A 12,564-nucleotide genomic window follows, 5' to 3' on the forward strand; every position below is an offset into this window, starting at 1 on the left:
TCAACTTCAATGTCGGCATTAACCGCTCGTTAAGCATTACAAGCTATAAATTGATCATCCAGTTTTCTGGATTCTTACCAAGTGGTTTGGCCACTTTGTTTGACGCCTCCCTGTTAGACTCCTGAGAGCCGCCATTTTTTGCGGCTCTTTTTTTTGTGTTCATATCTATGCGGCGGCCCTGACGTTAACCCTTTATTAAGGATAAACTTGCGCTCATGTGTGCATGCGGGCAGGTTGCTGGGGAATACCGCCCGTTGACCGTTGTGGTGACCCGCTTGCTGTCCCAGTAAGAGAGCGCTGCTTTGAGAATCAGCGGATTTTTAATGACAGGGCATGAAATGGCTGAACGGGAATATTACGCTGACAATACAATCCGGCTGGCCGATCGCATGGTCCGCTCGGAAACGTTCAATCATATCTATGATGAGGGCATGAGCCTTGTTGAAGAGGCTGCGGCCTATCTCGACGGGGAAGGCCGTGCCGAAGCCAAGCGCTTGAGCCGCATTGCGGCAACGCTTTATGCCGCCGAATCAATGCGTCTGACCACACGTCTGATGCAGGTTGCGTCGTGGCTATTGCTGCAAAGGGCCTCGCGCAGCGGAGAAATGACGCAGGAACAGGTTCTGTCGGAGAAGGCGAAAGTCCGCCTCGATACGGAATCAGCACCGGAAGATGTGGAAGGTTGGGATGAAATTCCCTTCGACTATTGCGATCTCGTCCATCGCTCACTGCGCTTGCAGGCCCGTGTCAGGCAGATGGATGACGAAATTTATAATGAGGGTGCCAGCACTGGCCCGAGGCGGGCGCTGACGACCAATCCAGTATCGGATCAGATCAGTCTGCTCGCTACCGCTTTCGCCCATCGCTGATCTCTGCCTGAGATAATCGTGCACAACATAGAGATTTGTTTCTCTTTTGTTCACCTTTCTGCTGTCAAGTTCCCTGACAGCTAGATAAGGTCTCGACATGAAAGAAGCGATTCGCATCATTGGAATTGATCCCGGCCTGCGGCGTACCGGCTGGGGCATCATCGAGACGCTCGGCAATTCATTGCGGTTTGTTGCCGCTGGTACCGTTCTTTCCGACGCCAAGCTTGATCTCGCATCGCGCCTTTGCCAATTGCACGACGGTCTTGCTGGAATCGTTCATGGCCAGATGCCGCACGAGGCAGCGGTCGAACATACTTTTGTCAACAAAGACGCCACGGCGACACTGAAACTGGGTCAGGCGCGCGGTATTGCCCTGCTTGTTCCTGCGCTGGCCGGATTGCCGGTTGCCGAATATGCTCCCAACGCAGTCAAGAAAGCGGTGATTGGTGTGGGCCACGGGGAAAAGAAGCAGATTCACATGATGGTGAAGGTGCTGATGCCCAAGGCAACATTCGATACGGATGATGCGGCGGATGCGCTGGCGGTTGCCATCTGCCATGCGCACCACAGACAGAGTGCCATTGGCCGGATTGCCATCGAGCAGAAACTGGCGGCACAGCTATGATCGGAAAACTCAAAGGCACTGTTGATGAGATTGCCGAGGATCATGTGATCCTCGATGTGCATGGGGTGGGCTATGTTGCCTATTGCTCGGCGCGAACGCTGTCGAACATGCCCGCACCCGGCGAAGCAGCCGTGCTTCTGATTGAAACCTATGTGCGCGAAGACCTGATCCGCCTGTTCGGGTTCGGTACTGCGCTGGAGCGCGAATGGTTCCGCCTGTTGCAGAGCGTGCAGGGTATCGGTGCCAAGGTTGCCTTGAGTGTCCTCGGCACCTTGACACCTTCCGAGCTCGCCAACGCCATTGCGCTGCGCGATATTGCTATGGTGAGCCGCGCACCGGGTGTCGGCAAGAAAGTGGCCGAGCGCATTGTCATAGAGCTGAAAAACAAGGCGCCTGCCTTTGCCGGTGAGGCTATGGGCACAATTGGTCTCAAGCAGGAATTGGGCGAGGGCGTTGCCCCCGCTCCGGTTGCCGACGCGGTTTCAGCGCTGACCAATCTTGGTTATTCGCGCGATCAGGCAGCCAATGCCATTGCTGCAGCGCTGCGGGATGCGGGCGAAGACGCCGACTCCGCCAAACTGATCCGTCTGGGTTTGAAGGAACTTTCCCGGTGATACGGTTGCCTGATCCAGCGCGCTATGCGAGGACATCCGCATGAGTGATGTCAGCCGATTGATAACCCCCGACAAACGCGGTGAAGACGCCGACACGACGCTGCGTCCGCAAACGCTGAATGATTTTGTCGGACAGGCGGCAGCGCGGGCCAATCTGAAAGTTTTTATTGAAGCTGCCAAGTCACGCGGTGAGGCGCTGGACCATGTGCTGTTTGTCGGGCCGCCCGGCCTTGGCAAGACGACGCTGGCGCAGATCATGGCCAAGGAGCTTGGCGTCAATTTCCGCTCCACATCGGGACCGGTGATCGCCAAGGCGGGTGATCTGGCGGCGCTTTTGACCAATCTTGAAGAGAATGACGTTCTCTTCATCGATGAAATTCATCGTCTTAATCCGGCAGTGGAAGAAATTCTCTATCCGGCCATGGAAGATTATCAGCTCGATCTGATCATTGGTGAAGGTCCTGCCGCGCGTTCGGTCAAGATTGATCTGGCCAAATTTACGCTTGTTGCGGCGACGACGCGTCTCGGGCTTTTGACCACGCCGCTGCGCGATCGCTTCGGCATTCCTGTCCGGCTCAATTTCTATACGGTTGAGGAATTGGAGCATATCGTCCGGCGCGGTGCCCGCATCATGGGTATCGGTATGACCGATGATGGCGCGCTGGAAGTTGCACGCCGGGCTCGCGGTACACCGCGCATTGCCGGGCGGCTTTTGCGCCGGGTGCGGGATTTCGCCATTGTGGACGGGAAGGATTCCATTGACCGCCAGACTGCCGATTCCGCGCTGTTGCGCCTCGAAGTGGATGCGCTGGGGCTTGACCAGCTTGACCGGCGTTATCTGTCGATGATTGCCCATAATTTTGGTGGTGGACCTGTTGGTATTGAAACCATTGCGGCGGGGTTGTCAGAACCGCGCGATGCCATCGAGGACATTATCGAGCCCTATCTCATTCAGCAGGGCTTTATCCAGCGCACCCCGCGCGGACGCGTGCTGACCGCCAATGCCTGGAAGCATCTCGGCCTGAATGCCCCTGCGGAGATTATCCAGCAGCAGATCAGCATGTTTCAGGAAGATGAGGATTAGGGTGGATTTGTTCGTTTAATCGATGTCGCTGTATAAGTGTGGTTCGACAAGCTCACCATGAGGAAGAGGGGTGATGCAAGGGAGCCAAGTTCTGCACCCTTTGCGCTGCAACCTTTTTGACCTGCAATGTTTGTGATCTGAAATGTCGGCGATTATCGTTGCATCCACACTCTCCCTCATGGTGAGCTTGTCGAACCACGAACCACGAACCACGAACCACGAACCGTGACTATGCAAACTAAGTTTGTTGAGGAACATCCATCAGCGTCCCCTCAATCCCAACCCCTTCAGGATAACCGGGTCAAGCTGACGCTTGTCATCATCAAGGGTGATGCCGAAGGCACCACCCCATGACCAGACTGACCACGGAAAGCCGCGTTGTTGTGCTGCCTGTGTCATATCCCTGAGATAGGTGGCCCGCCAGGCGGAGGGCATACGGAACTCCTTCTGGTATTCCTGCCGGATCATGCCGAACTCGCCAAGCAGTATGCGCTCCGGCGGTATATTGTGCGCCTTGCCCCAGCTTTCGGCCTTTTTAAACGACTCTTCCAGCTTCGATTGGGTCTGTACCGCGTTCATAACGCCGCCCGCCATGCTATCGAGCCCTTGAAGCAATTCAGGCCCTTGTGCTTCGGGCGCTTTCTCTGTGATCTTCTTGCGAATGGCTGCCAGTCGTTCGGCAAGAGCTTTCTGCCCCATCAAATCGGGTGGATAGGGCAGCCCTTCGACATAACTCATGACGTCGCCGGTCCAGCTGGCACCCTGATGCGTCAGGAAATAGGGCTCGTAACTGTGGAACGTCCAGATGATGTTGTCGTCGTTGAACTCAGCCGGATCAATTTTGTCGAGACCCCAGGCGCTGGACCAGCAGCCACCTGACAGGACCAATGTATGAACGGAGGCACCTTTGCGTGCGGCTGCGTAAAGCCGTTTCAGCATGGGTGGCCATTTTGGCGTAACATCAGGATCGCAATCGATTACCGGTTCATTCAGCGCTTCAAAAGCCGTTGTGGCGGGATCGGTGACAGAGAGGGCTTTGCCAAGCCGTTCGACCATGGTCAGATAGCGGTTAAACAGGGCTTCATCGGCAATCACCTGCTTTGTGCCTATCTTGCGGGAGTCGCTCGGGATCAGATGAAAATCGACAATCACCTTCAATCCGGCTTTATGCAGTTGATCGACGGCGGCAAGTGTTTCCCGTATCAGCCTTGATATGCGTGCGTCCGATGCATCCTCCAGAAAGATCGCAGGATCGACAGGCATGCGCACAAAGTCAAAACCCGCTTTGCGTATATCGGCAAGATTGCGGTCTGTTACGCCTTTGCGCCATTCGGGGAAGTTGGCCAAAACCTCCTCGTCATCCCAGTGCTCCGGACCCGGCCATGTGGTCCAGATATCGAGATTGAGGCCACGCTGCATGGTGAACGTGGCTGCCGAAGCGCCTGAGGCAAAGACCAGAAGACATGCGAGGCAGAGAAGGGCGCGGAATGCGGGCAAGGTCAGTTTCCTTCACAACCTCTGGTAATGGCTCTGGACAAAATGCCTGTCGTGCCTGCAAAAGGGAAGGATCATGAGTGAAAACAATCTTTCTGTTCCGTCCATTGGCGGCCTTGCCGGAGAACTGACACCGTTCGGGCACCGCCTTTTGGCACGGGTTTATTATGCCGATACCGATTTCTCGGGGATCGTTTATCACGGGCGCTATCTGGAGTTTCTGGAGCGCGGTCGTACCGACTACCTGCGGTTGCTCGGCGTGCATCATTCAGAGCTTGCCGATGGCAAGCACGGCGAGAGCATTGTCTGGGTTGTCAGGCGTATGGAGATCGATTTCAAAGGTGCAGCCCGTATTGACGATGTGCTGACGGTTGAAACCCGCACTGCCGAAATTTCAGGTGCGCGGGTCAAGATGGCGCAAGCGATCAAACGGGGCGATGATCTCCTGATTTCAGCCACCGTTGAAGCGGCGCTGATCAATAATGCCGGACGTCCGCGCCGGTTTCCTGCCGAATGGATCAAGCTTTTTCAGCCTACGACATGAATTTGTTCAGCCTGGGCATGAAAATATTCAGCCTGTAACCTGAACTCAGCGCGTTTAAATGCCGCTTGGGTGCAGAATCATAACTGATCCTTAACCATAACAAACCATGAATAAGGCTATGAAACGGGGGTGTTTCGCGTTAACGCCTTCGTTTTACCAAAATTAACCGTGAGAAGCCGCGGTATGAATACTGGAAAAAGTCCGGTCTCAGAACGTGGCTCTCGGAATTTAGTCAGCAAGTATGGATGCCGGTCCGGCGTTCGGCCGAGTTCCAAAGAAATAAATTGGCGCGTGGCCGTATTGCCGAACCTTTTATACTTCGGTGGACCATGCACGGGTACAAGAGACGATTGCAGCCCGGTTGAAATGCCGGGTTTTCGGATTCGAGGGTAGTGGATATGGAAAATTTAGCGGTTGCTGTTCAGACATCGGATGTTTCCCTGTGGGGACTGTTCTGGCAGGCCGGATTTATCGTCAAGCTGGTCATGGTCGGCCTTCTCGGGGCCTCCATCTGGACCTGGGCGATCATCATCGACAAGGTGCTCGGCTATGGCCGCGCCAAGCGCGCCTTTGACCGTTTCGAGCAGGTCTTCTGGTCCGGCCAGTCTCTCGAAGAGCTTTACCGCAATCTCGGCGAAAAGCGCACCACCGGCATGGGCTCGATCTTTATTGCCGCGATGCGCGAATGGAAAAAGTCGTTTGAGAAGGGCGCGCGTTCTCCCATCGCCCTGCAAATGCGTATCGATAAGGCCATGGACGTCGCCCTGTCACGCGAAAGTGATATTCTTGCGGCGCGTCTCGGATTTCTGGCAACCATTGGTTCCGCCGGACCCTTCATCGGTCTGTTCGGCACGGTCATCGGTATCATGACCTCGTTCATGGGCATTGCCGGTTCCAAATCGACAAGCCTTGCGGTTGTCGCGCCCGGTATCGCCGAAGCGCTGCTGGCGACGGCTATCGGTCTGGTTGCGGCTATTCCTGCGGTTATCGCCTACAACAAACTGTCGAGTGATGCGGGCAAACTGACCGCACGCATGGAGGGTTTTGCGGACGAATTCTCCGCCATACTCTCGCGGCAAATCGATGAGAAGCTGGCTCCGCGTTCTTAAGCAATTGGTTTTACAAGTGCAGGATTAATTGCCATGGGCATGTCTATTGGTAACAAAGGTTCAGGTGGACGCGGCAGGCGCGGGCGCGCCAGCAAGGCGTTGATGAGTGAAATCAACGTGACGCCGCTCGTCGACGTCATGCTCGTGCTCCTGATCATTTTCATGGTGACCGCACCGATGATGACGGTGGGCGTGCCTATCGATATGCCTGAGACACAGGCCAAGGCGCTGAACAGCGAAACCAACCCTATTTACGTGACGATCAATCAAAAAGGTCAGGTATTCCTGCAGGAAACCGAGATTCCGATTGAAGAAATCGTCCCCAAACTCCAGGCCATCGCCAAGACCGGCTATGAAGAACGCATTTTTGTCAAAGGCGACAAGTCTGCCGATTACGGCACGATCATGAAGGTCATGGCACGTATCTCCGGTTCCGGATTCAAGAATATTGGTCTCGTCAGCCTTCCGGAAGGCAGCTGATCGACCATGAGGACAAGCGTTACAACCTCCGCCATTATCCATGCCGTTTTGCTCGGCTGGGGGCTGTTGACCTTTTCTGCGCCAACACCGATGGACTTGGCCAATTCTGAATCGCTGCCCATCGAGATCATTTCCGATACGACCCAGTTACAGAAGGGCGATACCAAAGCGCCGAAGGCTGAGAAACCTGCGCCAAAGCCGACGGAAAAGCCGCAGACAAAACCTGACGCCCAGAATATTGGCGACAGCGAAGTTGATGTTGAATCAAAACCTATTCCGACGACGAAGCCAAAGGTTGTAGAGTCAGCGGAGGCTCCGAAGCCATCGGATGTGCCTGTTGCCAAGCCTGATCCCAAGCCTGTCGTTCAGCCGGAAACAAAACCCGTTCCGGTTCCGGCAACGGAAATAGCGCCTGAGGCAAAGCCGAAACAGGACGTTGCGCCGGACCCGATCACAGCAGCGATCAACGATTCCAAGCCAGCGCCAACACCTGACGCGCCGAAGGCAGAGCCAACGCCGCAAGCGGAAAAACCTGCCGAGGAAGCATTCAAGCTGCCGGAGAACGTGGCAAAGCCCGAGGACAAGCCAAAGCCGGCCCCTGCGCAAACTGCGACAACGCCCGAGCGCAAGGACCCAAAGGACACACCGAAGCCAACGAAGACCGCCCCGGCTCCGTCCAAAGAGAAGACCGGGACGGCTGACGAAGTTATGGCAATGCTCAATCGCGAAAAAGCTTCTGGTGGTGGCGCAAAGCGCTCGACTGACCAAACGTCACTTGGTGCCAAAACTTCGACAGGTGGATCAAAGCTCAGTGCTAGTGAGATAGACGCTTTGAAAGGACAAATATCCAAGGTCTATAGTCCACCGGTCGGAATTGAAGACATACCAAATCCAATTGTGACAATCCTCATGAAGCTGGACCACTCCGGCATGATTGTTGGCGACCCTGTAGTTGAAGCCAGTGCTGGGAGCTCAGGTGTTGGCCGTGTGTTAACAGAAGCAGCCCGTCGGGCTTTGCTACGTGCGCAACCCTTTAACTTGCCTGCGGAAAAGTATGACGGAGCCAATGGTTGGAATGAAGTTAGATTGAATTTTGATCCGAGAGATCTGTGATGATCCTGATCGCCCAGCCAAATGAGGGCCAAAAACCTATGATGAAAATGATACGAACGTTTTTTGCTACTTTGACTATGCTAATAGCCATAGTAGCCATTACAACAATGCCTGCTCGTGCGCTTGTCACAGTCGATATTAATAAAGGCACTGTCGAACCTTTGCCCATAGCAATCACGGATTTCCTTTCCGGTGATCAGCTTGGTGCCAATATTACCAGCGTCATCGCGGCTGATCTGGAACGATCAGGCCTTTTTGCGCCGATCGACAAGGGTGCCTTTATCGAAAAGATTTCCAACCCGGATGCGGCCCCGCGTTTTGAGGACTGGAAAGTCATCAATGCGCAGGCACTGGTGACCGGGCGCGTTACCAAGCAGCCGGATGGCAGGCTCAAGGCTGAATTCCGTCTCTGGGATACATTTGCCGGTCAGCAGCTTGATGGGCAGCAGTTCTTTACCTCTCCTGACAGCTGGCGCCGCGTCGCCCATATTATCGCCGACGCTATTTACCAGCGTTTGACCGGTGAAAAGGGCTATTTCGATACGCGCGTTGTCTTTGTTGATGAGTCCGGCACACGGGAGAAGCGGGTCAAGCGTCTGGCGATCATGGATCAGGACGGTGCCAATGTGCGCTATCTGACCAATGGCAAGGATCTCGTTCTGACACCACGCTTTTCGCCAAGCCGTCAGGAAATCACCTACATGTCCTTCGAAGGCAACAAGCCGCAGGTCTATCTGTTACAGCTTGAAACCGGCCAGCGCGAACTTGTCGGCAATTTCCCCGGCATGACGATTGCGCCGCGCTTTTCCTCCGATGGTCAGAAAGTGGTCATGAGCCTGCTGCAGGATGATGGCAGTGCGAACATCTACACCATGGACGTGCGTAGCCGCACGACAACACGTCTGACGAGTACAAGCGCTATTGATACCGGTGCATCCTATTCGCCGGATGGTAGTCAGGTTGTGTTTGAATCCGACCGTGGCGGCCGCCCGCAAGTCTACAAGATGGGTGCAGATGGCTCCAACCCGCAGCGCATTTCCTTCGGCGATGGTTCCTATTCCACGCCTGTTTGGTCACCGCGCGGCGATCTTGTTGCCTTTACCAAGCAGTCTGGCGGCCAGTTCTCCATTGGTGTCATGAAAACAGATGGCTCCGGTGAGCGCATCCTGACAAGCGGCTATCACGATGAAGGCCCGACCTGGGCACCGAACGGCCGCGTTCTGATGTTCTACCGGTTCCCTCCCGGCTCAAACAGCCCGCATCTGTTCACGATCGATCTGACCGGCCGTAACCTGCGCCAGATCCAGACGCCGAACCTGGCTTCCGATCCTGCCTGGTCACCACTGCTTGAGTGAGCGAATCTTGATTTACTGCTGATTTATGCCCATTCGCGGCGGTGTTGTGTCAACACTGCCGCGAATGTCGTTTTTCCGCCGCATTGTTTGCATTAAGGATGCAGAACATTCATATATTTCGCCGTTAATCCTGGTGTTAAGAGTGGATTAACCCTGTTTCTTGAATTGGCCTTAACCTCGATATGGTTACTGCTTGTTCACCGAAACAATTCAATTCCTAAGGAGTCCAGGCTATGCGCCGCTTCGAAATGATCGCCCGCAGTCCAGTTGTCGTCGCCCTTTTCATGGCCCTCGCTATTGCGGGCTGTGCGAAGAAACCTATCAATAGTGCCGGTGATCTTGGCCTCAACGGTGCGGGTAGCGCGCGTCCGGGCTCCACACAGGATTTCACTGTAAACGTTGGCGATCGCATTTTCTTCGACGTTGACTCCTCCGTCATCCGTGCGGATGCCCAGCAGACCCTTTCCAAGCAGGCTCAGTGGCTGCAGCGTTATCCTAATTACGCAATCACCGTTGAAGGCCATGCGGACGAACGCGGAACACGCGAATACAATCTGGCTCTTGGCCAGCGCCGTGCCGCTGCTGCGCGCAACTTCCTAGCTTCGCGCGGCCTTCCAGCTTCCCGCATCAAGACAATTTCCTACGGCAATGAGCGCCCGGTTGCAGTTTGCGATGCGGACTCCTGCTGGTCGCAGAACCGCCGTGCCGTTACCGTTCTCGGCGGCGCAGGCAGCTAAGCCTTTCCAACCGAGTTGGACTTCAGAAAAGCGGCCTTTCGGGCCGCTTTTTTTGTCTCACCCGTGATCACAACAAAATTTGGCCGAAGTCGCGTTGCTCGTGTTAGATAGGTTCGCCGTAAATCGTTGCGGTGGTTAAAATTCCCATATCAGGGGCGGTAAAGGAATGAACAAACGACTGAAACGAATGGTTGTGGCTATGGCGGTGCTGCCTTTTCTGGCGACCGGCGCAGCCCATGCCTCGAACTTTGATGGCAACTTTTTCCCGTCGGCGCCGAAGGCAAATGTCGGAACGAGTAATGCGCCAATCCAGATGGCACAGGCGGGTGATCCGCGTGTCAGCCAACTCGAGGAGCAGATCAGGCAACTGACAGGCAAGATCGAAGACCTCAATTTCCAGTTGCTGCAAATGCAGGAGCAGATGCGCAAGGTGCAGGAAGATAACGAGTTCCGTTTTCAGGAACTGGAAAAGAAGGGCGGCGGCGGCAAGAAAACGGATGCCGGTGGCAAGGGCGATCGTACGATCGCCGATGCTGCGCCTTCACGGAAAACGGGGGAGGCATCGCCAGATGCCTCCGCTTATCCCACGGCTCCATCACAAACGTCGCCGTCCGACAGTACCGATTCCGCTGCTATTGATCCTCAGGCCAATGCTCCCGCTACCGCGCAGCCAGGCGAACTGCCGCGCGAGCTTGGGCAGATCGAGTTTGATGCCAATGGCAACGTAATCGGTGGTTCGAAGAACGATACGCCTGCTCCAGCAGCCAATCCGAATCTTGCTTCGCTGCCGCAGACGGATGATCCCAACGCGCTGTACAGGCAGGCCTATCAATTGTTTCTGTCGGGAGACTATCGCAATGCCGAGGCGGCTTTTCGCAGCCATATCGACCGGTTCCCGAAGGACCCTTCCGACCCTGATGCCCGCTACTGGCTTGGCGAATCGCTCTACGGTCAGGAGCGCTATCAGGATGCGGCTTCTGTTTTCATCGACAATCACAAGCAATTTCCTGACGCCAAGAAGAGCCCAGAAAATCTTCTCAAGCTAGGCATGACACTGGCGAAGATGCAGGATCACGATGTTGCCTGCGCCACCTTTGCCACTGTGAGCACGCGTTACCCCAGTCTCTCAGCCGCTCTCAAAGAGCGCGTGAAGAATGAACGTGCCGCCAACAAATGCTGATAATCGCCCTGATCCGGAAGCGATTTTCGGTGCGATCGACTTTGACAGGCTGACAACAGTCGTCGTGGCCGTTTCCGGTGGCAGCGATTCCCTCGCATTGCTTTTCCTTCTTGACGATCTGCGCAAGGCAAGGGCGTCCTTCCCCTCTATTGTGGCTGTGACTATTGATCATGAGTTGCGACCGGAATCGGCTGACGAAGCGTTATATGTGGCCGGGCTGTGCAAGGCGGCTGGTCTTTCGCACCGGGTCCTGAACTGGACCGGCCCAAAACCCGTTTCGGGCATTTCTGCCAAGGCCCGGGATATTCGCTATGCGCTTCTGTGCAAGGCAGCCAGCGAGGCCGGAACCGATATGGTTTTGACCGGTCACACACTCGACGATCAGAACGAGACCTTCATGATGCGCTCTGCGCGTGGCGGCGAAAGAGGTCTTGCCGGCATGGCGCCCGCTACCCTGCTGGAACGTGAAATCTGGCTCATCAGACCGCTGCTCGGCATCACACGCGAACGGCTTCGCCGGTATTTGCGGGAGAGGGGCATTGAATGGCGGGATGACCCTTCCAACACAAACCCCAGATATGAGCGGGTGCGCGTCAGAGATGCGCTGCAAAAGCATGATCGCGATGGCATTCAGCCGCTGATTGCGGAAAAAGCGTTGAAGCGGCAGACGCTCAACAGCGAGGCGGCGGCGCTTTTGCAGAGTTGCGTTACCGTCTTTAATGGTATTCGCGCTGAAGTGAAGCTGGAGCGTTTTCGCAACTGTCCGGATGAGGCACAATATCTTGCCGCGGGGGTACTGTTGTCGGTGCTGGGTGGTCAGCCATTCCTGCCATCGGCAGAGGAATGCGCCAAGGTGGTGCGCCATCTTTGCGAGACGGATATTTCCGGTCGCATGAGCCTTGGCCGTTGCATCATTCAGCGCGGCAAGACAATTGCTACCATTTACCGGGAGATGCGATCGATCCCGGAAATCGTGGTTGAGCCTGACAGTTCACTTATCTGGGATGGCCGTTACCGGGTATCGAACGCTACACAAAAACCGGTACTGATCATGGCTGGTGGTGACGCAGGATTGGCTTTTTTAAAGGATGGCGGGATCGGAGATGTCCATCGGGCCTCGGTTAAATCCAGCCCCATGCTGATATCCGATGGCCGGATTATGGCTGTCCCGGCGTTGAAGGATCACGGGAATGTGCCCGCCGGTGTTGTGGTGGTCAGGCATGTTGCCCTGTTCGATCATATCCTTTCAGGGTATGATGAAATACTTGCTGCCAGCGTGGCAAAATTGTTCGGTTTGCAGGATTACAAGCGATTTTCTGTAAACCAGATTGATAAGAAATGATTTGAGTTTGATTGTCAG

The 12,564-nt window shown here is 55.2% G+C and carries 13 protein-coding genes; 12 read left to right on the top strand and 1 reads right to left on the bottom strand.

Annotated elements, in window-relative coordinates; translation table 11 throughout:
• The first annotated feature begins 323 nt into the window (after positions 1-323).
• The 4 genes from BLU05_RS10900 to ruvB all read left to right on the top strand — a co-directional run bounded on the left by BLU05_RS10900 (position 324) and on the right by ruvB (position 3,192).
• The gene (locus tag BLU05_RS10900; RefSeq protein ID WP_244518269.1) at positions 324-869 is read left to right on the top strand and encodes a protease adaptor protein RcdA; all 546 of its coding nucleotides are present in this window, start codon (positions 324-326) and stop codon (positions 867-869) included.
• Positions 870-966: 97 nt separating this feature from the next.
• Positions 967-1,494, top strand: a complete 528-nt coding sequence (gene ruvC / locus BLU05_RS10905; protein ID WP_091879864.1) for a crossover junction endodeoxyribonuclease RuvC — start codon at positions 967-969, stop codon at positions 1,492-1,494.
• On the top strand, positions 1,491-2,108 hold the full coding sequence (gene ruvA, locus BLU05_RS10910) for a Holliday junction branch migration protein RuvA (RefSeq protein WP_091879866.1): 618 nt from the start codon (positions 1,491-1,493) through the stop codon (positions 2,106-2,108). Before ruvC ends, ruvA begins: the two co-directional genes overlap by 4 nt.
• A 40-nt stretch (positions 2,109-2,148) precedes the next feature.
• Entirely contained in the window at positions 2,149-3,192 is a 1,044-nt protein-coding gene (gene ruvB, locus BLU05_RS10915) for a Holliday junction branch migration DNA helicase RuvB (protein WP_091879867.1), read from the top strand.
• 261 nt (positions 3,193-3,453) lie between these two features.
• Here ruvB and BLU05_RS10920 read toward each other — a convergent pair whose 3' ends face one another.
• The gene (locus BLU05_RS10920; protein ID WP_091879869.1) at positions 3,454-4,689 is read right to left on the bottom strand and encodes a glycoside hydrolase family 5 protein; all 1,236 of its coding nucleotides are present in this window, start codon (positions 4,687-4,689) and stop codon (positions 3,454-3,456) included.
• A gap of 73 nt (positions 4,690-4,762) precedes the next feature.
• Between BLU05_RS10920 and ybgC the strand changes: the two genes are divergently transcribed.
• The 8 genes from ybgC (at position 4,763) to tilS (ending at position 12,546) form a co-directional block, all read left to right on the top strand.
• The gene (gene ybgC, locus BLU05_RS10925; protein WP_091879870.1) at positions 4,763-5,230 is read left to right on the top strand and encodes a tol-pal system-associated acyl-CoA thioesterase; all 468 of its coding nucleotides are present in this window, start codon (positions 4,763-4,765) and stop codon (positions 5,228-5,230) included.
• 398 nt (positions 5,231-5,628) lie between these two features.
• Positions 5,629-6,339, top strand: a complete 711-nt coding sequence (gene tolQ, locus BLU05_RS10930; protein WP_091879872.1) for a protein TolQ — start codon at positions 5,629-5,631, stop codon at positions 6,337-6,339.
• 33 nt (positions 6,340-6,372) lie between these two features.
• Positions 6,373-6,819 (top strand): protein TolR, encoded by a 447-nt coding sequence (gene tolR / locus BLU05_RS10935; RefSeq protein ID WP_091879873.1) that lies wholly within the window; start codon positions 6,373-6,375, stop codon positions 6,817-6,819.
• Between the two features lie 6 nt (positions 6,820-6,825).
• Entirely contained in the window at positions 6,826-7,932 is a 1,107-nt protein-coding gene (locus BLU05_RS10940; protein ID WP_091879875.1) for a cell envelope integrity TolA family protein, read from the top strand.
• A 47-nt stretch (positions 7,933-7,979) separates the two neighbouring features.
• A complete protein-coding gene (tolB, locus tag BLU05_RS10945; protein ID WP_244518318.1) occupies positions 7,980-9,287 on the top strand; it encodes a Tol-Pal system beta propeller repeat protein TolB in 1,308 nt (435 codons plus the stop codon).
• A gap of 233 nt (positions 9,288-9,520) precedes the next feature.
• Positions 9,521-10,024 (top strand): peptidoglycan-associated lipoprotein Pal, encoded by a 504-nt coding sequence (pal, locus tag BLU05_RS10950; RefSeq protein WP_091879876.1) that lies wholly within the window; start codon positions 9,521-9,523, stop codon positions 10,022-10,024.
• Between the two features lie 166 nt (positions 10,025-10,190).
• A complete protein-coding gene (gene ybgF / locus BLU05_RS10955; protein WP_091879878.1) occupies positions 10,191-11,204 on the top strand; it encodes a tol-pal system protein YbgF in 1,014 nt (337 codons plus the stop codon).
• Positions 11,179-12,546, top strand: coding sequence for a tRNA lysidine(34) synthetase TilS (gene tilS, locus BLU05_RS10960; protein ID WP_091879879.1), 1,368 nt, complete (start codon positions 11,179-11,181; stop codon positions 12,544-12,546). Before ybgF ends, tilS begins: the two co-directional genes overlap by 26 nt.
• Positions 12,547-12,564 lie beyond the last annotated feature (18 nt).

This window comes from Phyllobacterium sp. OV277 (genome assembly GCF_900104355.1).
GTDB lineage: Bacteria > Pseudomonadota > Alphaproteobacteria > Rhizobiales > Rhizobiaceae > Phyllobacterium.

Coding starts and splice junctions, on each gene's coding strand:
- BLU05_RS10900 (WP_244518269.1), top strand. CDS start 324: ATGACAGGGCATGAAATGGCTGAACGGGAATATTACGCTGACAATACA.
- ruvA (WP_091879866.1), top strand. CDS start 1,491: ATGATCGGAAAACTCAAAGGCACTGTTGATGAGATTGCCGAGGATCAT.
- tolR (WP_091879873.1), top strand. CDS start 6,373: ATGGGCATGTCTATTGGTAACAAAGGTTCAGGTGGACGCGGCAGGCGC.
- ruvB (WP_091879867.1), top strand. CDS start 2,149: ATGAGTGATGTCAGCCGATTGATAACCCCCGACAAACGCGGTGAAGAC.
- BLU05_RS10940 (WP_091879875.1), top strand. CDS start 6,826: ATGAGGACAAGCGTTACAACCTCCGCCATTATCCATGCCGTTTTGCTC.
- tilS (WP_091879879.1), top strand. CDS start 11,179: ATGAACGTGCCGCCAACAAATGCTGATAATCGCCCTGATCCGGAAGCG.
- ruvC (WP_091879864.1), top strand. CDS start 967: ATGAAAGAAGCGATTCGCATCATTGGAATTGATCCCGGCCTGCGGCGT.
- ybgC (WP_091879870.1), top strand. CDS start 4,763: ATGAGTGAAAACAATCTTTCTGTTCCGTCCATTGGCGGCCTTGCCGGA.
- pal (WP_091879876.1), top strand. CDS start 9,521: ATGCGCCGCTTCGAAATGATCGCCCGCAGTCCAGTTGTCGTCGCCCTT.
- tolB (WP_244518318.1), top strand. CDS start 7,980: ATGATACGAACGTTTTTTGCTACTTTGACTATGCTAATAGCCATAGTA.
- tolQ (WP_091879872.1), top strand. CDS start 5,629: ATGGAAAATTTAGCGGTTGCTGTTCAGACATCGGATGTTTCCCTGTGG.
- ybgF (WP_091879878.1), top strand. CDS start 10,191: ATGAACAAACGACTGAAACGAATGGTTGTGGCTATGGCGGTGCTGCCT.